The sequence below is a fragment of the Mycobacterium sp. genome (assembly GCF_035499775.1).
Classification (GTDB): Bacteria; Actinomycetota; Actinomycetes; order Mycobacteriales; family Mycobacteriaceae; genus Mycobacterium.
The window spans coordinates 24,721-44,260 of record NZ_DATJYB010000106.1; the positions used below are offsets into that span (position 1 = coordinate 24,721).

The following is a 19,540-nucleotide window of genomic DNA, read 5'->3' on the forward strand; positions in this document are numbered from 1 at the left end:
AAATGTGCTACGGGATGTCCAACCGCCATTGGCCGCGATCGCTAAAGCACCAGAAACCCCGAGCCTCGCGAAATAACCCGTATCGCTGGCGAATTCGTGACTGCTCTCCGTGAGATGTCGACGGCAGGCAAACCCCCTGCTGGTCGGTCTCAGCCGTGTTTCTTCTTCGGCACATCGGCACTGGGCGTTGCCTGCTCGGACTTAGCGCGCTTGACGGCGCGCTTTTGTTTGAGCGTCACGCTCTGCTTCTTGCTCAGAGATTGCCGAGGAGATTTATCAGACATCACGGACCCCTTCCGATGGGGCCTGGATGGTCCCGGTCCCCGGAGCGTACGCCTGCTCTGGTTCGGGCGTCCAAACGGATGTGGGCTGCCAGGCGTCTGCCTGTCAGCCCACAAATGACGAAGTAGCTCGCTAAACGGCTGTCACTCCCACGGCCTGAGGGCCCTTGGCCCCTTGACCGACCTCGAACTCAACGCGCTGGTTTTCCTCAAGCGACCGAAAACCGCTCCCGCTGATTTCTGAGTAGTGAACGAACACGTCCTCTGCGCCGCCGTCAGGAGCGATAAAACCGAAGCCTTTCTCGCTGTTGAACCACTTCACAGTTCCCTGTGTCATACTCTTTGCAACTTCTCTCATTTCAGGATGGATATCCGGAAAGACATCCTGCGTCAGGGTAGCACGGTCAAGCGTCGCAGCCCGGCCCGGCTCTGGTGGTGCGATCTATTGCGTGGCACCGCGGATTTCGCGCATTTCGGTCTTGGCGCGCACCGTCGGTACGTACATAGAAGCCGGTTGAGCGCCGAAATGCTTTTGCCATGAAGCCGGAATAACCGCGGTTGTGACCCGCGGGGTGTAGTGTTGACAGAGAACATTTCGTCGCCAACGCTGATCTCGGGTGCGACCACCGCCGTAAAATGGTCGTCTGCGATTGGCTTCGTTTGTCGATCCCCGCACTCGTGTGTCGGGTCAACCCGAAGTGAAGGATCGCCTATGGATCGCCGAGAGTCGTGGTTGGGTTGTCTTGCGCCGGTGCGGGATTCATTCGCCCCAACCTGCTCAGGCTTAATCGGGCGATTGGGTGTTCCTGCGTGTGCCGCAGTTGCACCCGCGACATTGTCAGCACCATGAACGGAAACGTGCGTGGCCGGCGCTTGGCCAGCCCGGTCAGGCTTTCGTTGGCGTTCGAATTGGGGTCGTCCCTTGACGGCGCGTGGTGGCCGCACACCGCGTCGGTAGCGGGAGAGCTTCCCGAGTTGGTCGATGCTCTCTCTGCGCGACTAGGCGAAATCATTGCCATGAGCGTCAACTGGTCACCGTGGGAAGGGTCACCAGATTTCGACGCGCTGAACTGCCGAATTATCAGGGATCCCAGCGCGGTGATCGCCCACCACCGTCTGATGATGGTCACCGGCAGGACCGCCTCCGCGAGCCTGCTCGTGGTACCGTGCAGAACCTCCAACATGCTTGCCGTCATGGTGCTGCGTCAAGCCGCGACTCTTCCTATCATGCCTCGAGAGCGAGACACTCGGGAATTTCGGACCGGCGAGCACATAGTGAGTACCGCGCGTGCTGAGGGCGCGCTGTGCGCACGACGCTTGGGGACCGCTCGTCTCGCGCACGCCGGTGCACCAGATCCGGTCGCCACAGGTTGATGCACCCTTACCGGAGCTCCCCGAACGTCGAGATTGTTGTCGGATAATACATCCGGTTGTTCACATGGTGAGATCGGCCGCAAGACACCGGATAGATCTCGAACCAGGTTTGTTTGGCGGCGCATCGGTCACCATGGCGCGGTGAGGGGATAACCGACACAATGCGTGCCCACTACCCAACCGAGGCCATGATGAAAGGCGAAGAATAAGTGGGGAAATGCAAGACGGGACTCGGCAACGTGGAGCGTTTTCTCAAATCCAACGCACAGCTCGGTACCGCGGGCAGATCGAGGCGGGCATGACACAGATCCTCCGACAGCGAGCCGTATTCCGTTGGCGGCCAGCGACATAACTCATGCAAAAAATCGCGCACAGGTTCGATATCCCTGCGGCACAGTCGATGTGGGATCCAACAGGGGCGGGGAAACCCCGGAGAGTAGCCGTAGTGGTCGAATGCTTGGTAGTCAACCCTGCTCCCGGCTTTCGTCGACGCGATGAAGCGCGAGGTTGCCGCGGAGCTCGACGTCGAGATCACCGCTCCGACAACGCTTGGGTTCCAGATTGCCGTTGCGCCGCATCCGAACACTGAAGTTTCGGGGCGATTGTCGTTCGTGTTGGACGGAAATCTGGTCCAGCCCTTAGAGATCAGCGGTGCGCACTGCACCCGAATCCACAAGTTGGACGTGCCGTTGGGCAACTTGGCCGTCAATTACGCCCCGACCATCGTCGGCCGGACCGATCCGGCGCCGGTGACCGAATACGACCTGTCCATGTATCTGCGCCCCAGCCGCTACGCCGAGGAAGATAAGTTATATGGTTTTGCTACAACGGAATTCGGAAATTACCTCGAACTCGGCAGCTCTGCTGGAGCGGGTGTCCCTGTGGGTTTGCAACCGGCTGGAATACGTACCGGGCTCCAGCGACCCGATTGACGGGGCGGTGGAGACCATGCTTGCCGGTGCCGGGGTATTGCCGTGACTTCGCACACTTGGTGGTAGCACTGCTGCGGGCCGTTTATGTGCCCGCCCGTGTGGTTGCGGTGTACGCGCCGGGTCTGTACCCGATGGACTTCCATGCCGTCGCTGAGGCATTCGTCGAGGGCCAATGGCGAGTGGTCGACGGGACCTTGTTGGCACCACGGCAGTCGTTGATGCGCATCGCCACCGGGCGCGATGCCGCGGACATCGCCTTTCTGGCCAAGCATAAGGGCGCGATCAACCTCAATAAGCTCGAGGTGACGGCGGTCGTTGACGGCGATCTCGCCAGGGACTCGATCGACCAGCTCATGTCGATCGGCTGAATCGTATCAGGGAACAGCGGCTGGTCTTTTGCACCCAAATTCGTAAATTCGCTAGAACTAGTGGAAGGTGGAGGGATGACGTTGCCACGTCGAAATCACGGGAACGCTGGCACTGCTGCCGACGCCCGACCCTCGTTCGGCTAAGTGTGGCGATCCGCGAGCAGCTACGGGCGGCCGTCGACGGCCGGCGCGGGACAGCGGCCGCCGACTCGCTTTGTGAGGCTTGTGTGATGTTGTTCGACGTTGACGCCGCAGCCATTTCGCTGATCTTTGAAGGGGCCGCCAGCGGAACTTTGGGTTCCAGTGGCGGCTCGGCGCGCGTGTACGACGAGCTTCAGTTCACCTTCGGCGAGGGACCCTGCCTGGACTGCGTCGCGATTGGCTCCCCGGTCCTCGTCACTGACCTCGCCAGCTCCAGCGAGATTCGGTGGCCGGCGTACGGCCCCGCGATGCTCGGCCACCAGATCCGAGGCATATTCGCGATTCCGGTCGTGTTGGCCGGAGCATACGTTGGCGCCCTCGACCTTTTCCGCACGCATCCCGGCGGACTGGCGGCCGACCATTTGGCCGGTGCGTTCGTCGCTGCCGAGCTGGCCGGCATCCCCTTACTGGACCTCATCAGCTCCGACTTGCAGGCTGCCGTCAACGACCCGGACAGCGACGCCTGGGTTGAATTCAACGCGCTGAGCCGTGCCGAGGTCAGCCAGGCGACCGGCATGCTCGTCGGTCAACTCGACATCGAGCCCGCCGAGGCGCTAGTGCGGTTGCGTGGCCATGCCTACGCCACCGGCCGCAGCGCGACCGACGTTGCCCGCGACATTCTTGATCGGCGATTGAACCTCGACGCCGACTGATGAATCCGAAAGGAGAGCGCGGTGACCGAAACCCCTCGTGAAACCCGGGTGCTGGACGCGGTCGTATCGCTCGTCGACACCCTGCTCGATGACTTCGACATCGTCGACCTGGTCACCGAACTCACCGAACGTTGCGCCGACTTGCTGGATATCGCAGCGGCGGGGTTGTTGCTCAGCGACCCGCTTGGACAACTCCACCTGCTAGCCGCAACCTCCGGGCAGACCAGGGAACTGGAACTGTTCCAGCTACAAGCCGATGAAGGGCCGTGCGTCGAGTGTTATTCCACCGGCACACCGGTTTCGGTCGCAGAACTGCGCGACTCAGCCTCGCGGTGGCCACGGTTCGTTCCGGCCGCGCTCGAGGCGGGTGTCGCTTCCGTCCATGCGGTACCGATGCGTGCCGCCGGCATTGTGTTGGGCGCCCTGGGTTTCTTCGGGTCAAGACCCGGTGACCTCAGTGAGGCCGATCTACTTGTCGCGCAGGCACTGGCACATGTTGCGTGTGTGGCGATCCTGCAGGAGCGGCCGCCCACGCCCTCGACGGTGGTACCCCGGCTGCGCTCTGCGCTGACCAGCCGCATTGTCGTCGAGCAGGCCAAGGGCTTCCTACGCGCGCGCCTCGATGTGTCGGTGGACGAAGCGTTTTCTTTGCTGCGGAGGTACGCGCGTGCCAATGGCAGTCACCTGACCGATGTTTCGCGGCGCTTGATGGCGGAACCGGCCTCCCGTCCGGCGCTACTGACGGAGATGTCCGGACTGGTTCACGGCTGATGTTGCCGCGCCTGGGCCCGCCGCACGGCCTCTTCGACCAGTCGCTCCGCGACCATATGCAGCTTGACGTTTTCGGCTTGGCTCTTCCGGATGAGGCGGTCGAAGGCCACCTGAGCGCCGACACCGGATCGGCTCCGGATGATGCCGATCGCTTGATCGATCACCGCTCGGCTGTCCAAGGCACGCTGTAGTTGTTCGGTTCGATCTCGGGCTCTGGCGAGTAGTTGCGCGTTGTAGATTGACACCGCGGCAGGTCCGGCGAATTGTGACCCCAACCGCACCGCGCGCTCGCCGAACGAATCGCGGCTATTCGCATACGAGTTGATCGCCCCGATCACCGCGTCACCAACCATCAGCGGCAGCGACAGCGCTGAATGCACGCTCATCCGCGCCACTCTGCCGCCGAAATGCGGCCAGCGCTTGTCGCTCCCAAGTGATCCACTGACGGTGGCTCGCCGCGACTGCATACAAGTGATGCCCGGCCCTTCGCCCAGTTCGTCGTACTGGAAGCGATCGATCTCGTCGACGAACCCCACCGTGGACGCCGACTTCTGGACGCCTGGTCTGCCCTCGGAAGCGTCGATCAACACCACGCCTGCACCATCGACACCGGGAATGGCCTTGACCGCGAACTCGGCTACTTCGCCGAGCAGCTCGCTGACCCCGCGGGCGCCTGCCACTAGGCCGGCCACCCCGCGCAACCCGGCATACAACTCGACTTCGTCCGCTTCCAGTTGCGCGGCGGACGGTTCCGGCTGCTCTGGCGGCTGGCGACCGTTCTGGGCGTCGTAGTCGACCATGGTCAGCTACAAATGTACGCGCCGATCAGCCGACCAGCGCCGAGGCGTGCGAGCGCCGCAGTTTTCCTGACGGCGTCTTCGGGATAAGGCCCGGCTCGAGCACGACGACGTTGCGCGGCCGGACGTCGACCTCGGCGACGACCTCGTGGGCAACCTGGCGTTCGATGCGGCGCACTTGCGCCGAGTCTTCCCAGGCTTCGGATTCAACGGCGACCGCGAACGTCTCCCGGGCGTGGCCGGCGTCCAGTCGCACCGCCGCGGCGCACCCCGGCCGGACCCCGTTAACCCGGTAGGCCGCCCGCTCGATGTCGGTCGGATATATGTTTCGCCCCGCCATGATGATCACGTCCTTCACGCGACCGCACACCACCAGGCTGCCGGTCTCCGTCAGATAGCCCAGATCGCCCGTGTCGTACCAACCGTGCTCGTCTTGTGCGGCGACGAAGCCGCCGGTCGTCGTGTATCCGAGTGTCACGGGTTCGCCACGCACTTGGATAACGCCGACGCCGCGAGCCGGCAGCAGGTCGCCGGTTTGGTCGACGATCCGCGCTTCCAGCCCCTTGAGCACAGGGCCCACTGATGCCAGCCTGCGGGTTCTGCCCTTGGCTGCCGGGACGGCCCGGTGCAGCACGGCGAGTAGATCGGCGTCTACCTCGTCGATCGTCAGGCCGGACCCGCACTCTGTGAACGAAACCGCCACGGTCGTCTCGGCCATCCCGTACGCGGGCACGATCGCTTCTGGACGCAACCCGAACGGCGCTCCGGCCTCACACAGGGCCTCGACGTCGTTGGGCTCGACTTGCTCAGCTCCGGATAGCACCCACCGCAGGGTAGACAGGTCGAACTGGCCGGGCTGAGCTTGCTTGCGCAGGCGTTTGGCGAACAGCGTGTAGGCGAAGTTGGGTGCCGCTGTCATGGTGCCCTTGTACTTGTCGATGAGCTTCGCCCACAGCAGGGTGTCGCGTAAGAAATCCATCGGAGTGACCTTGACCAGCTCGATGCCGAAGTACATGGGCACCGTCAAGTAGCCGGTCATGCCCATGTCGTGGAAGCACGGCAACCAGCTGATGATCACGTCGGATTCCCGGTCGACGTTTGCACTCACGAACATCGCCTCCGCGTTCGCGACGATATTGCGGTGACTGATCCGCACGGCCTTGGGAAATCCCGTTGAGCCCGAAGTCAATTGCAGTAGCGCTATGTCGTCGTCGTCGGTTTCGACCGGGTCGATCGGGGGACTACCGAGTAGCTGTTCGACCGTCAGCACCTTCGTGCCCTGTTGGGAAAGCAGCGGTGCGGCGGCTGTGAATGGATCGGAGACCACCACCGCCTTGGCATCGATCATTTTGATGATGGTCGTGGTTTCCTCGGCCCAGCGCTGTAGGTCGGTGCGTGGCGTGGGCTGGTGCAGCATCGTGAGGCTACTGCCGCGCATCCAGGTGCCCTGCGCGGTCGGGGCGATTTCAACGGGTGCGCCGGCCAGCACGGCAATCGCATCGCCATGCCCGACATCCGCCGCGGCCAGACCACCGGCTACTCGACGGCTCCGCTCGTGCACTTCGCGCCAGCTACGCCGGGCCGGCGCGTCCGGCTCACCGGTGTTCATACCCTTCAGACTGCTGTGGGCATTGTTATACATCGTCTCGGTGAATCGGCTCACGGCAGTGCCTTCGGCCCCGGGGCGACGATGCGGCCGCTGTACATCGGCACGGAGAAGCGGCGCGGCGCGCCGCATAACACTGAGCCGGTCATCATCGAAGGGGCACTCCCGCAGCCTGAAAAGCACAACACCACGTCGGCTTACATCGGCCGGTTGAGGCCTGTCGGCGGGGAAACCAGATCGCCGCCGTGACGTTTCCGGAAGGCTGGAGGATCAACCGCGTTCACCGTACCCTGTCGACTCCCGCATCTGCATCAACTCAACGCGGCGGGCCCTTCTCGGCCGCTGGCGGGTGGTATTTCGCGGTCGGGTTCAGCAACAATCGGCGCCACAATCGGCCTGTTGTTCTCTTCTCTGTGGTCTGAGTATGTACAGTCAGTGGGTTCGAGATGCTCAGCGCCGCCCCTCCACCGGGAGTGTCGGAACATTAGGCCGACACGAAGGGTCCAAGATCTTGCGCGGTGCCTGCCCGTTTACGTGGGGACAGGTGTCAGTCGAGCGCCAGTGGCTCAATCGGTATCGGGTCGCGGAATGCCGCATCAGGACTCGACACCCCGCCGATTCTCTTAAGAATCCATTCGCGGATGCCGCGTCCCTGTGACGGGCGCGTCCCTGCCTCCCGAGTACGAATACGCCGCGTCATCGCGCCTGAAGGCAGAGGGATTTCCGTGAGCAAATTTACCGAGGCCATATTTTCCACTGCGCAGCTAAGCGTCAACGGCATGGTTACGGGCGAGCCGGACGCGCCTGTCCGGCGCAGCTGGGGAGAGGTGCATCGGCGGGCTCGACGAGTCGCTGGTGGTCTGGCAGCGGCAGGTGTCGGACCTGGTGACGCTGTCGCCGTGCTGGCCGGTGACCCGGCCGAGATCGCGCCGACCGCGCAGGGCATCTGGATGCGGGGTGCCAGCCTGACCATGCTGCATCAGCCCACTCCGCGCACCGACCTGCAGCGCTGGTCGGAGGAGACCACCGCCGTCGTCAAGATGATCGACGCGAAGGCCGTGGTCATCTCTGACCCGTTCATGCCGGCGGCGCCCGTGCTGGCCGAATTGGGCATGCGTGTGGCGATCATCGGGCAACTGCTCGACAGCCACCCGATCGACCCGGTCGAGACCCGCGACGACGACCTGGCATTCATGCAGTTGACGTCCGGGTCAACGGGATCTCCCAAGGCGGTTCAAATCACGCACGCAAACTACGTGGCTAACGCCGAGGGGATGTTCACCGGTGCGAAGCTAGACCCGGACACGGACGTGACCGTGAGCTGGCTGCCCTGTTTTCATGACATGGGTATGACCGGCTTCATGATCGTGCCGATGTTCTACGGCCTCGAGCTGGTCAAGGTCACGCCAATGGACTTCCTCCGCGATACGTTGTTGTGGGCCAAGCTGATTGACAAGTACAAGGGCACGATGACCGCCGCGCCCAACTTCGCCTACAAACTGTTGGCCAAACGGTTGCGCAGGCAGGCTGCGCCCGGCCAGTTCGACCTCTCTTCGCTGCGGTGGGCGCTTTCGGGCGCCGAGCCGGTCGAGGCCGCCGACGTCGAGGATCTCTGCGACGCCGGCGCGCGGTTCGGGTTGAGGCCGGAGGCAATGGTGCCCGCCTACGGGATGGCCGAGACGACGCTGGCGGTCTCGTTCACAGAGTGCGGCGCGGGCATGATGATCGACGAAGTCGACGCCGATCTGCTTTCCGCGCTACACCGGGCCGTCCCGGCGACCAGGGGTAATATCCGACGGCTGGCCTGTCTTGGCCGACCGCTAGAAGGCATCGAGGCGCGCATCGTGGACGAAGATGGGAACTTCCTATCGGCCCGCGGCGTCGGCGTCATCCAGCTGCGCGGCAAAGCAGTAACCCAGGGCTACAGGACGGTGGCTGGTTTCGTTTCGGCACAGGACGAGCAGGGGTGGTACGACACTGGCGACCTGGGCTACCTCACCGATAGCGGGAACATCGTGGTGTGTGGCCGGCTCAAAGACGTCATCATCATGGCCGGCCGCAACATTTACCCGAGCGACATTGAACGTGCCGCCGCCCGGGTGTCGGGAGTTCGGCCGGGCGGCGCCGCGGCCGTGCGGTTGGACGCCGGCCTTTCACGCGAGACGTTCGCCGTCGCGGTCGAGTCAAAGGAGTATGAAGATCCCGCCGAAGTGCGCCGCATCGAGCGGGAGGTGGTGCACGAGATCTTCGCCGAGGTCGACGTACGACCCCGCAATGTGGTGGTGCTCGAGCCCGGGATGCTTCCAAAGACACCGTCGGGAAAGTTGCGACGCGCGCACGCTCTGATGCTTGTGAGCTAAATCGGGTCGGGTCGAGCGATCGAGATTGACCACTCTTCGGTGGGCTTTACGGCCGAAGATTTCCACGCGGGCAGGCTCATGTCCCGAAAAGTTGTTTCACCGTTATTCGTGTATGCTGACCACGGATGTTTTTGGTGCATCCATTGAATGAGATAAGTTAAGTTAATGCATAGGGAACTGTGAAATGGTTCAAAGGTGAAAAGGGTTTCGGCTTCATCGCACCTGACGAGGGTGGGAAGGACGTTTTCGTCCATTATTCCGAGGTCCAGGGGAGCGGTTTTCGCACGCTCGAGGAAAGCCAGCGGGTCCAGTTCGACATCGAGCAGGGGCCGAAAGGTCCCCAGGCCGTCAAAGTGACCGCCGTCTGGTTCACCCACACATGACGGTGGGCTGGTGTGGCGAAGGCGCACCAGCCCACGGTGTATTAGCTACCGGAACACAACTCGCCGTCGTGCAGCCCTGGGGCCGTTCGGGTTTCGGCGGCTCGGGCGTCAAGCGCTCGGAATTGGTAGCGCGACGGCTGGTCGTACCCTTGGATTCGGCGACGCCTGTCGCGTCACCTGGGCATCGACTTGGCGCCGCAACTCATCGCCTCAGATTAGGCACCCCTGGATCGACGACCAGTTGATCTTGATATCGATGATTTCGACCGGCCGTCTCAAGCCTCGATGAGCACGGTCAGTTCGTCTGGGACCGTAAGGTACATCACGCCAGACGCTCCATACCCCTAATACCGTTCACGCTGGTGGCACCGGAGTATTCGCCTGGGGCAGGTCCGAGAACGTGGGGTGTTCCACTGCCTCTGTTGAGGTGTCGCCAGAAGAAACAAACTCAGGCTCCTGGGGGTGGGAAAACAAGTTGGAAAAATCCATGGAATATATGTCCTTAGGAGTCTGCAGGGGTCAACCCACCATATTGTGGCAGAGCGGGCAACGGCCGAATCGCACCCCGTGTGTAATGCATTTACGGTTACGCATCATGGCTGAGGGAAACGGTCCATTCATTAGTCTACACCTGGTGGCTACGGGCGCTGGCAGCGGCTGGGGCGCTGCTGACGCGCATAATTCCACAATTCGGATCTCGTGGCACCGGCATGCGCGACCGCGGACGATCCTCAGTTTGACAAACCCGGCACCCGGCCGGAGCCGCAAGGGGCACGTGGTAATCGGTCGACCCGTTGATGCACTTATCGGTGGGTATCGAATTCGATCGGCAGACTCGTCGGCCCGCTCAGGCTCACCATGGGCTTCCACGGGGCGGGTCCGGCGATCCGCGGGTTGCGCATCCGGAGTGCGATGACGTGCAGCGCTTCGGCGATCTCGCGCCTGGCCAAATTGGCGCCCAGGCAGTAGTGGATGCCACCGCCGAAGGTCAATATCGCCGGTGCCGCCGCACGGGCGATGTCCACGCGGTCGGGGTCGTCGTAGACCACCGGATCCCGGTTGGCCGCAGCGGTATTCACCAGGACCATGGTCCCGGCCGGGAATATGTAGCCGTCCAGCTCGGCGTCCTCGGTCACCAGGCGAAGCGTTCCGCACGCGATCGGCGAGTGGCGCATGGTCTCCTCGACCGCCCGCATCACCAATTCGGGCCGCCCCCGGAGCAATTCCCACTGTTCCGGGTGCTCGCAGAGCACCTGCACCGAGGCGGCCACCTGGTTGCGGGTGGTGTCCGTCCCCGCCAGCAGCAGGCCTCCCGCGAGCATGCGCAGCTCGTCGGCATTCAGGCGATCGCCGTCATCCTCGGCGCGAATCAGATCGGACAGCAAGTCTTCGGTCAGGCTGTGCCGGCGCCGGGCGACCATGTCGTCGACGTAGTCGTCGAGCTGCCGCCAAGCGCCCATCACGACGGGCTCGACCTCGCGTAGATCGACAGTGAAGCTGAACGCCTTGAAGATGTCGTCGGCCCACCGCGAAAACTGTTGCCAATCCTCGCGGGGCGCACCGAGCAACGCGCAGATGATCGGGACGGGGTAGGGCCGCGCGAGGTCGGTGACGACGTCACAGCGGCCCGCGTCGGCGATCCGATCCACCAGTTCGTTCATCACGTCGGCCATCGTGTCGTGCAGCCGCAGCGTCGCTCGAGGGGTGAATGCCTTGGACGTCAGACTGCGCAACCGATGGTGCGCGTCCCCCTCGAGGCACAGCAGGCTGTTGACCACCTTGTCCCACAACGGACCCGACGTGATGCCCTGGGTCAGCATGTTCAAACCGGGCGGGATCTGGAACCGGTTATCGCGCAGGACGGAACGGACCAACTGATACGAGAGGACTTCGGGCCCGAATGGTCCCATCGCGATGGGGGCCAGCCGTTGCGCCGCCTGCAGGCGGGGATAGACCTCGGCGGGAGTTTCGGTCTCGGCGTACGTCAGGGTCGGCAGGTCGGCGTCGAAAATGCTTGCGGGAGCGGTACCGATGGTCATGACGGCCTCCTTCGGGTGGAACTACGCCCCGGTACTACTGGCCAGCTGGTCGACCGCGGGTTGCCCTTCCTGACGGCGGGTCAAGACCGGGAACAGGGCCACCGCGGTCATCAGGATCAAGCCCACGATCTGCACGACGATGTATTGGGTGATTCCGCGCTCGAAGACTACGTTTGCGATCACCATCTCCGCGAAGCTGGCTACGTAGGTGAAAATTATTGCCGCGGTGAAGGGTTCGATGCGACGGGTCGGCTTCGCCGCACGCAGCGCGGCCAGAACCAGGCCGTAGATGGTCGCAGCCGTCAACACCACGCCGTAAATGCGGTGGCCACGCCGGAACTGCACGACGCTGTACACCGCGGCCGCGACGAACATGGTCAGCATCAGCAGGCGAACAGATTGGTCTGCCACGGAAGATGTGCGGGATTGTTAACGACGATGAGGTCCAATAGCTCACCTGCCCTGTTGGCCGGACACCTTTCACATAATGTATGGCCAAGGTGGGCCTGTGTCAACGATATGGGGTTGCCGAATAAGGACTTTGACACGGCCGGCAGGTCGGGTTAGCGATGAAATGCACCACCCGGCCGTGCTGGTGTCATACGAATCGTAAAAATCGCATGGTCGTGTCAGCGTCGTGTCAGCGCCGCGATGCGCCGGGCGCGGAGCGCCGATCGAGCACCCACGCCGTGACCAGCGTCAGGACCACGGCGAACATGCCGAGCGCGGTGAAACTGGCGGCGGTGCCTCCGTGGAAGGTGTCGTGATAGGCGGACATGGCCGGCACCGTCGCGGTGTAACGGTCGAGATCCAGTTCGCGACCCAATGCGTCGAAGGCGTGGCGATTGGAAAGAACGAGGCTCATCAGACGTCCCGGGGTGGCCATCTGGTCTACCGGGACGATGGCGCCACCGAACAGAACCTGGGGGAAGCAGAGCATCGGCAGGGCGAGGGCGGCCTGCGCAGCGTTGGACACCGCGGCTGAGGCGAGGAGCCCCAGAGCCAGCGCCGAGGTCGCCTCGACCACAATCGTCATGAACAAAAGCGCGTACACGTCCCAGCCGACGGCGGGCAGTCGTCCGAGCACGCGGAGCACACCGAGCAGCACCGCGCTTACCGCGGCCAATACCGGAAGCAGCGCAGTGATTTTGGATGCCACGTAGGCGCCCACGCTCAGCCCGGCCAGGCGTTCCCGCCGGAAAACAGCCATCTCGCCGACGATCTGAAGCAGACCGTAGGTCAGGCCGAAAAAGAAGCCGGCGAAGGCGATCCAGAACACGATTTGAGCCGGGCCGACGTCGGCTGCGCTGCGTGGATCGAACGCGCCGCGCTTGAACAGTGTGGCCATCATCGCGGTGACCAGTACCGGTGAGCCGAGCAGCACCGCCAGGGTCAGCCGGTTGCGGACGAGGACGTCAACATTGCGCCGGGTGAGCAGCCACCATTGCCGGACTTTGCCCGTGCGTGCGATGTCTGCAAGGGGCGGCTGAGCCGCACCCGGCAGGGCTCTCGTATCGCAACGGCTGGCCCAGATGGCGGCGTGTTCGCCCGCCAGCCGCTCGTACACCTCGTCCAGATCGGCCACGTCGAAGCAGCGCCGAGCCTCGGTCGGCGTACCGGTAAAGGCGTGGTGGCCGTCGCGAGCCAGGAACACCACCCGATCGCACCGGTCAATGGCGGCCGGCTCGTGCGTCGTGAGGACCACGGTGACCCCGCGTTGGCTGAGCCGGCGCAGCAGGCGCATCACGTCCGCGGCGGTCGACGGATCTAGCCCTGAGGTGGGTTCGTCGAGGAAGAAGAGGCGCGGACGGGTCAGTAGCTCCACTGCGATGCTGGCCCGTTTGCGCTGGCCGCCGGACAGGGCACGGACCGGCACGTCAGCCCGGTCGGCCAGGTCGAGATCTTGCATGGTCTCTTCGACGATCCGGTTTGCTTCGGCGGCCGGCGTACCCGCGGGCAGCCGTAGCCGCGCCGCGTAGCGCAACGTCCGGCGCAGTGGCATCTCGAGGTGGATGATGTCGTCCTGGGGCACGAAGCCGATGCGCAGCTCGGGGCTGACTCGGGAACCGCGCGCGACGCCATCGTGGCGAACCTCGCCGGCGGTCGGCGGTTGTAGTCCGGCGAGGACCTCCAGCAACGTGGTCTTGCCGGCGCCGCTGCCGCCGGCGATGGCGACCAACTCGCCCGGTTCGATGGACAGCGATAATTCCTGAAGGATCTGGCGCGTGCCGATGCGCCGGCTCACGTTGACCGCATCGACCCGGGTGCCACGCGTTGGAGCGCCTAAGGATTCGGTTTGTAGTTGCTTGTTCATGTCGCGATCATCGGTCGCCGGGCGCCGTGGTCGCATGAGGCGTTTGCCCCAAGTTGCCGCGTCTGCTCGCGCGGTTAAGGCTCGCGCCCGGCCAGCCCGCGGTCGATCGCGGCGAGCGTCGCCTGCGTGCGGTTGTTGACGCCCAGCTTGGCGTAGACGCGTTCGACGTGGTTGCGCGCCGTCTTTTCGGCAATGACCAGTTCGCCGGCGATCTCGCGGTTGGACCGCCCCTGCGCGACGAGCCTGAGCACGTCGACCTCCCGGGCGGTGAGCCCGCCCGACCACGGCGTGCGTCGCGATGCCCGATGGCCGGCCGCCGCCAAGACGGCGTCCACCGACTCGGGATCGAGGCGTCCGGCGCGTGCCTCGCCGCGCAGTTGGCTGGCGGCACCGTCGGCATCCAGGGCGGGCCGATCCGGGCGTGGTTCGAGCAGTTGGTGATACGCCACCGCCGCGGCCAGCAACCGATCCTGCACACTCAACTCGGCGCCGGCAAGCCCTCGGGGAAACCCGGACCCATCGATCCGCTCCTCGTGCTGTGTCGCCAGCGACGCGACCGACTCCAGGCCGCCGACTCGGCTCAGGATCCGTCCGGTCAGATAGGGGTACATCCTGAGCCGCTCCCATTCCGCGGTGGTGAGCGGTCCCTTCTTTTCCCAGATCTGGTTGGACACCCCCAACCTGCCGAGGCCGTGCACGAGGCCCGCCCGATACAGGCGCGTGACGTCGGTCGACGGCATCCGCAGGTGCCGGGCTGCGCCGGCCGCCAGATCACCGACGTTACGCGAGTAACCCGGCGAGCACGGACACTTCAAGTCGACGAAATCTGCTATAGCCCTGAGCAATTCGTCGATCTCGGCATCGTCGAGAATGCGGTCGCGGTCCGGCGCCTGTGACAATACCGCGGCCCAGACATCGATTTCGAGCAGCCCGTCGACAATCGCAGCGGCGTCACGTTCGAACACGTCGACGACCGCCGGGCTGAATTGGGTGCCACGCCGGGAGCGGACGACATCGACCGCCGCTTGAACACCTCCGGTGCGCAAGTGCACCTCGACGACATCGGCCAGGTGGACAATGTGGATCTCGACCGGAATATCCTCTTCGCGAGCGCCGTTCGGCATTCCCCGGCCGTCCCAGCGTTCGAAGACGTATGCCAGCGCCTCGCCGACCTCTCGGTCCAGGCCCATCCGATCGGAAAGCACACCGGCGGAACTGCAGTGCGAATGGATCAGCTTGGCAACCTGGTTTCGTGCCGTGAGCACAAAAGCAGCCGACCGGATGCCGCGCTCCCAGCTCGGCAATCCGCGACCCACATGACTGACCATCAGACGCAGGAAGGGCAGCCCGGTCATGTCCACCGCGTATGTGTCGGCCCGGTAGGCGATGTCGTCGCCGAAGATCGCCGAAAGTTCATGGGAGTCGGCGTGACAACCGATCCAGCAAAGCAGGTTGGCGTAGTACACCGTGGCCCGGTGTTGGGCGTCGAGGCCCATTCGCTCGGCGACGCGCGTTGCGATCAATGATGACCGAAGCATGTGTTCCATCGGCTGCCCCAGACCGAGGTCGATCGCCAGCGATATCGCCGCCAGCAACTCGGCTCTGCGCAGGCCCTTTGTCGAGCCATGCAGCGTCGCGGTCGGGTGCACGCACTAATTCTGGCCTGAACATGACGCCCGTCGCGCGGCTTTGAGGCGGATGCCTCATGCGCTGAAACGGCGCCGAGGCAACCATTTCCGTATGACTACCGTAAACATGCCACGCGAGACCGTTCCGCGGCACCCGTGGGACAAGCTGCTGACGGACGGCCACGCGCCTTTGGTGAGGGCGCGACGGGTATTTCGCTATCTGCCGTCGGCGCCGCGGTGCAAGGTCTGCAACAACCCGTTTGGCGGACCAGTCGGACGGGCTTTCGCAGCTGCCGGGTTCACTCCGTCGCGTAAGAACCCCAACCTGTGCAGCCGATGTTGTGACGCGCTGCCCCGGGGTGGGGCCGAGGTCGACGTGGCGGTCCTGTTCGCCGATGTTCGCGGTTCCACGGCCTTGGGCCAGCGCGGGGTTGCCGCGGACTTCGCCGCGTTGCTCAACCGGTTCTACATTGCCGCGACCCGGACCCTGCTGCGGCATGACGCGGTGATCGACAAGCTCATCGGCGACGAGATCATGGCGTTCTTTGTCCAAGGGATTAGCGGCCCGCAGTACCGGCGCCGCGCGGTCCTGGCGGGCATGGAATTGCTCGAAGCGGTCGGGTACGGCAGTGACGAGGGACCCTGGCTCGAGTTAGGGGTGGCGGTCAACGCGGGCATCGCGTATGTCGGCAACGTCGGGGGCGCGGTGGTCGACTTCACCGCGCTGGGTGACACGGTCAATGTCTCGGCGCGGATGCAACAGCACGCCGCCGGCGGGGAGCTGCTCGTTGCCTCGGGCGTGGCCGATGAGCTGATGGGAAAGACGCTGCAGCGGCGCCTGAACCTGCGCGGACACCACCAGCCCGTCGACTCCTTCGTGTTGGGCAGGTGAACACGGCGGGTTAACGCCGTGTATCGGGTCGTCGACTTATCGTGCCGGGCGCCACTCCAGCCGTTAACCTGAACACCTGCACGAGAGGAGACGTCGATGGTCCCGGCCGGATCCGATCCCCGGACACCCGCCGCCGCTGTGCGCGCATCGGAACAGGCCGTGGCGCGGGTGACCCAACTGCGCGGCAGCGACCACCCGGAAACCCTGGTCAAACGGGCCCAACTCGCGCGCGACCGTGCGAAAGCCGGCGACTCGCAGAGGGCGATCGAAGACTACGAGAGCCTGCTTTCGGATCTGTCGCGCGTCCTTGGCCGGCAAAGCGAGCAAACCCTCGACATCGGAACCGCTCAGCCCGGCGACTCGGCCAGAGCCGGCGGCGCGATCACCGACTATGAGCGCCGCTTGCAGGTTCTGTTGGAGCACCTGCAAGCCACCTACTCTCCGCTCCTGTAGGCACCAGGTGTCGCGCCACGCCAGGCGGAGACTCAGTTGCTGCGCGGGTCGGCGGCATTAAGCGCCGTCACCACCTGGTCGTAGTCACCGCGCGCCTCCCCAAAGCGCAGGAATTTCACCCGCTCCACCAGAATCTCCTTGGCATCGGGTTGGGTGTCCAGTAGCTGGACAACCTCGTCGACGAACTCGTCGAGTGGCATCGCGAATTCGCTTTCCCGTTGTCCGGGAACAAGATCGGTGGCCACCGAGGGTGGCACCAGCTCCATGAACTTGACCGTGGTGTCGGCCAGTTGCAGGCGCAGCGACTCGGTGAGCATGTGCACGGCCGCCTTCGACGCGTTGTAGCTGGGGGTGACTTTCAGTGGCGCGAAGCCCAGGCCGGAGGAGACGGTGATGACGGTGGCGTCGGGCCGGGCCTGGAGATGTTCGATGAACGCGGCGATAAGGCGAATGGGGCCAAGCACGTTGGTGCTGATCACCGATTCCGCGGACCCGAGGAACGACTCGGGGTGATGCCAGTCCTCGATTTTCATGATGCCGGCCATCGCGACGACGACGTTGAGGTTGGGATGACGCTCGAGCACCTGCGCGGCGGCGGCCCGCACACTTGCCCCGTCGGCGGTGTCGATTTGGATCGTGTCGATATCGGGGTGTTCCGTGGCGATCTGCTCGAGCAGTTCCGTCCGCCGGCCCCCGACGATCACGGTGTTGCCTTTGTCGCGTAGCCGCAGCGCGAGCGCCAGGCCGATCCCGCTGGTCGCGCCGGGAATGAAGACGGTGTTGCCGGTGATGTTCACGTGGATGCTCCTTCCGTGCTGACTTGTGTTGCGGTGGTGAGCAGTTCGGAAAGTCCGATCCGGTGCAGCATCTCTGCCTTCAGGCGGTCCAGGACGGCGAACCCGACGTCGGCTCCGTCCTGGCTGGGGTCGATGTGCACGCGGAACGGGCGGGTGCCGATCGGTGTGTCGACGACCTGCACGACGGCTCGGGCGACAGCGCCCGGATCGGCGTCGGGCGGAACGATGGCGCTCAACGCCTTCTCGACGCGCGACGTGAATCCCGCGTAGGGGCCGGCCTCGTAGGCGTCGGCGACCGACTGGTCGGCCGGTGCGCCGGCGTGCGCGAAGTGATTCGTTCCGGAGGTGAACGCGCCGGGAACGACGATGGAGGTCTCTATTCCCCACAACGTGAGTTCGCGGGAGTAGCTGACGGCCAGTGCGTCCATGGCGGCCTTCGCGGCGAAATACGGGCCGAGGTAGGGCGGTGTTCCGCCGGCGCTGCTGCTGCTTCCGATCCACACCAGCAACCCGCTGCTCACGCAGCTGCGGCAGGACCGCACGGTTTACCCGTTGGGTACCAACGACATTGACGTCGTACAGCTGGGAGAGTTGTTCGGGTGTGAAGGCCTCGGACGGGCCGTAGACCATGTGCCCGGCGTTGTGAATCACGACGTCGATGTGTCCGCTGTCGGACATCAGGCGATCGACCGCGGCGTCGACCGAGGACTGTGATTGCACATCCATTTCGACTGCACGTATCTCGATGCCCTGTGTGGCCGACAGTTCCGCCAGTGCCTGGACCTGAGCGGCGTTGCGCCCCGCGGTATCCCGCATCGACGCATAAACGATGTGTCCGGCGCGCGCGAGGGCCTCGGCGATCAGCCGACCGAACCCGCTGGACGCACCGGTGACTAGAACGACCTTCGCATTGACATCCATGCCTAGAGCCTGCCAACGCTGCAGCGATTTGTCACATGCATATCTATGATGGATACCATGCTTACAGCGCATATTGATCGGGTGGATCTGAACCTGATCGGGCCGCTGGTCGCGCTGCTTGAAGAGCGGCATGTGTCGCGGGCAGCCGACCGCGTCGGTCTCAGCCAGCCCGCGATGAGCCGGGCGCTGCAGCGGTTGCGTCGGGTGCTCGACGATCCGCTGCTGATCCGCGAGCCCGACGGCTACCGGCTCAGCGAGCGTGGCCGGAGCCTGCGCGACCAACTCGCAACCGTTGTCCCGCAACTGGAATCGCTGCTCGCCCCGGATCGGTTCGACCCCGGTGAATCCGATCGTCCCATCGAGCTCGCCGGAACAGATTACGCCGTCACCGCTTTCGGGTCAGCCATCTGCCGGCGCCTACTGGCCGACGCACCCGGAGCCCCGGTGCGTTTCCATAGCTGGCGATACGACCGGGTGGCCGAGCAGATCCGGCGCGGCTCGGCGGACCTGGGCCTGTTCGGCCGTTATGCGGGAGACGATTTGAGCGCGCAGGAGTTGCTGGTCGGGCGGTTCGTCTGCGTCGTGGATGCGGCTCACCCGATGGCGGACGCAACCGCGTTGACTGTTGACCAGTACCTGACCTGCCGCCACCTCGTCGTCGACGTCATGGACGGCGGGCAACCCGATATCGACCACAAGCTGGCGGCGTTGGGCAGGTCCAGGAACGCCGCGGTGACCGTGCCGTATCACGCGGTGGTGCCGCAGCTACT

Annotated in this window: 18 protein-coding genes and 2 pseudogenes; 9 read left to right on the top strand and 11 right to left on the bottom strand. The window is 64.4% G+C overall.

Going from position 1 to position 19,540, the window contains the following annotated elements:
• Window positions 1-149: 149 nt before the first annotated feature.
• On the bottom strand, window positions 150-284 hold the full coding sequence (locus VML93_RS07440) for a hypothetical protein (RefSeq protein ID WP_325609203.1): 135 nt from the start codon (window positions 282-284) through the stop codon (window positions 150-152).
• 130 nt (window positions 285-414) lie between these two features.
• Window positions 415-618 carry a cold-shock protein gene (locus VML93_RS07445; RefSeq protein ID WP_325609231.1) on the bottom strand — a complete coding sequence of 68 codons (204 nt, stop codon included), beginning with the start codon at window positions 616-618 and terminating at the stop codon, window positions 415-417.
• Window positions 619-1,127: 509 nt separating this feature from the next.
• Here VML93_RS07445 and VML93_RS07450 point away from each other — a divergent pair.
• From VML93_RS07450 to VML93_RS07465, 4 genes and pseudogenes are all read left to right on the top strand, one after another.
• On the top strand, window positions 1,128-1,655 hold the full coding sequence (locus VML93_RS07450; protein ID WP_325609205.1) for a DUF5994 family protein: 528 nt from the start codon (window positions 1,128-1,130) through the stop codon (window positions 1,653-1,655).
• 494 nt (window positions 1,656-2,149) lie between these two features.
• Window positions 2,150-2,955, top strand: a pseudogene (locus VML93_RS07455) (transglutaminase-like domain-containing protein).
• 146 nt (window positions 2,956-3,101) lie between these two features.
• Window positions 3,102-3,809, top strand: a complete 708-nt coding sequence (locus tag VML93_RS07460; protein ID WP_325609206.1) for a GAF and ANTAR domain-containing protein — start codon at window positions 3,102-3,104, stop codon at window positions 3,807-3,809.
• A gap of 21 nt (window positions 3,810-3,830) precedes the next feature.
• On the top strand, window positions 3,831-4,580 hold the full coding sequence (locus tag VML93_RS07465; RefSeq protein ID WP_325609207.1) for a GAF and ANTAR domain-containing protein: 750 nt from the start codon (window positions 3,831-3,833) through the stop codon (window positions 4,578-4,580).
• On the opposite strand, the gene VML93_RS07470 is transcribed toward VML93_RS07465, so the two are convergent.
• Together VML93_RS07470 and VML93_RS07475 are read right to left on the bottom strand one after the other, a co-directional pair.
• Window positions 4,571-5,380 (bottom strand): GAF and ANTAR domain-containing protein, encoded by an 810-nt coding sequence (locus VML93_RS07470; RefSeq protein WP_325609208.1) that lies wholly within the window; start codon window positions 5,378-5,380, stop codon window positions 4,571-4,573. The genes VML93_RS07465 and VML93_RS07470 overlap by 10 nt on opposite strands.
• 25 nt (window positions 5,381-5,405) lie before the next feature.
• The gene (locus VML93_RS07475; protein ID WP_325609210.1) at window positions 5,406-7,040 is read right to left on the bottom strand and encodes a fatty acyl-AMP ligase; all 1,635 of its coding nucleotides are present in this window, start codon (window positions 7,038-7,040) and stop codon (window positions 5,406-5,408) included.
• Window positions 7,041-7,708: 668 nt separating this feature from the next.
• Here VML93_RS07475 and VML93_RS07480 point away from each other — a divergent pair.
• Both VML93_RS07480 and VML93_RS07485 read left to right on the top strand, forming a co-directional pair.
• On the top strand, window positions 7,709-9,343 hold the full coding sequence (locus VML93_RS07480) for a fatty acyl-AMP ligase (protein WP_325609212.1): 1,635 nt from the start codon (window positions 7,709-7,711) through the stop codon (window positions 9,341-9,343).
• 179 nt (window positions 9,344-9,522) lie between these two features.
• Window positions 9,523-9,726: a cold-shock protein gene (locus VML93_RS07485; RefSeq protein WP_325609214.1), complete on the top strand. Its 204-nt coding sequence runs from the start codon at window positions 9,523-9,525 to the stop codon at window positions 9,724-9,726.
• An 803-nt stretch (window positions 9,727-10,529) separates the two neighbouring features.
• Here the strand turns inward: VML93_RS07485 and VML93_RS07490 are convergent.
• The 4 genes from VML93_RS07490 to VML93_RS07505 all read right to left on the bottom strand — a co-directional run bounded on the left by VML93_RS07490 (window position 10,530) and on the right by VML93_RS07505 (window position 15,728).
• Window positions 10,530-11,765 carry a cytochrome P450 gene (locus VML93_RS07490; protein ID WP_325609216.1) on the bottom strand — a complete coding sequence of 412 codons (1,236 nt, stop codon included), beginning with the start codon at window positions 11,763-11,765 and terminating at the stop codon, window positions 10,530-10,532.
• A 21-nt stretch (window positions 11,766-11,786) separates the two neighbouring features.
• Complete coding sequence (locus VML93_RS07495) at window positions 11,787-12,176, bottom strand: hypothetical protein (RefSeq protein WP_325609218.1); 390 nt, start codon at window positions 12,174-12,176, stop codon at window positions 11,787-11,789.
• 229 nt (window positions 12,177-12,405) lie between these two features.
• The gene (locus VML93_RS07500; RefSeq protein ID WP_325609220.1) at window positions 12,406-14,079 is read right to left on the bottom strand and encodes an ATP-binding cassette domain-containing protein; all 1,674 of its coding nucleotides are present in this window, start codon (window positions 14,077-14,079) and stop codon (window positions 12,406-12,408) included.
• A gap of 74 nt (window positions 14,080-14,153) precedes the next feature.
• On the bottom strand, window positions 14,154-15,728 hold the full coding sequence (locus VML93_RS07505; RefSeq protein ID WP_325609222.1) for an HD domain-containing phosphohydrolase: 1,575 nt from the start codon (window positions 15,726-15,728) through the stop codon (window positions 14,154-14,156).
• Window positions 15,729-15,819: 91 nt separating this feature from the next.
• On the opposite strand from VML93_RS07505, the gene VML93_RS07510 reads away from it, so the two are divergent.
• Together VML93_RS07510 and VML93_RS07515 are read left to right on the top strand one after the other, a co-directional pair.
• On the top strand, window positions 15,820-16,599 hold the full coding sequence (locus VML93_RS07510; RefSeq protein ID WP_325609224.1) for an adenylate/guanylate cyclase domain-containing protein: 780 nt from the start codon (window positions 15,820-15,822) through the stop codon (window positions 16,597-16,599).
• Between the two features lie 96 nt (window positions 16,600-16,695).
• Entirely contained in the window at window positions 16,696-17,052 is a 357-nt protein-coding gene (locus tag VML93_RS07515) for a hypothetical protein (protein WP_325609225.1), read from the top strand.
• A gap of 32 nt (window positions 17,053-17,084) precedes the next feature.
• On the opposite strand, the gene VML93_RS07520 is transcribed toward VML93_RS07515, so the two are convergent.
• The 3 genes and pseudogenes from VML93_RS07520 to VML93_RS07530 form a co-directional block, all read right to left on the bottom strand.
• On the bottom strand, window positions 17,085-17,849 hold the full coding sequence (locus VML93_RS07520; protein ID WP_325609233.1) for an SDR family oxidoreductase: 765 nt from the start codon (window positions 17,847-17,849) through the stop codon (window positions 17,085-17,087).
• Window positions 17,846-18,370 carry a hypothetical protein gene (locus tag VML93_RS07525; protein ID WP_325609235.1) on the bottom strand — a complete coding sequence of 175 codons (525 nt, stop codon included), beginning with the start codon at window positions 18,368-18,370 and terminating at the stop codon, window positions 17,846-17,848. Before VML93_RS07525 ends, VML93_RS07520 begins: the two co-directional genes overlap by 4 nt.
• A 49-nt stretch (window positions 18,371-18,419) precedes the next feature.
• Window positions 18,420-18,902 (bottom strand): annotated as a pseudogene (locus VML93_RS07530) (SDR family NAD(P)-dependent oxidoreductase); the annotation flags it as partial.
• Between VML93_RS07530 and VML93_RS07535 the strand changes: the two are divergent.
• Window positions 18,828-19,540: LysR family transcriptional regulator (locus VML93_RS07535; RefSeq protein ID WP_325609227.1), on the top strand; the 713-nt coding region annotated here is incomplete at its 3' end. The pseudogene VML93_RS07530 and the gene VML93_RS07535 overlap by 75 nt on opposite strands.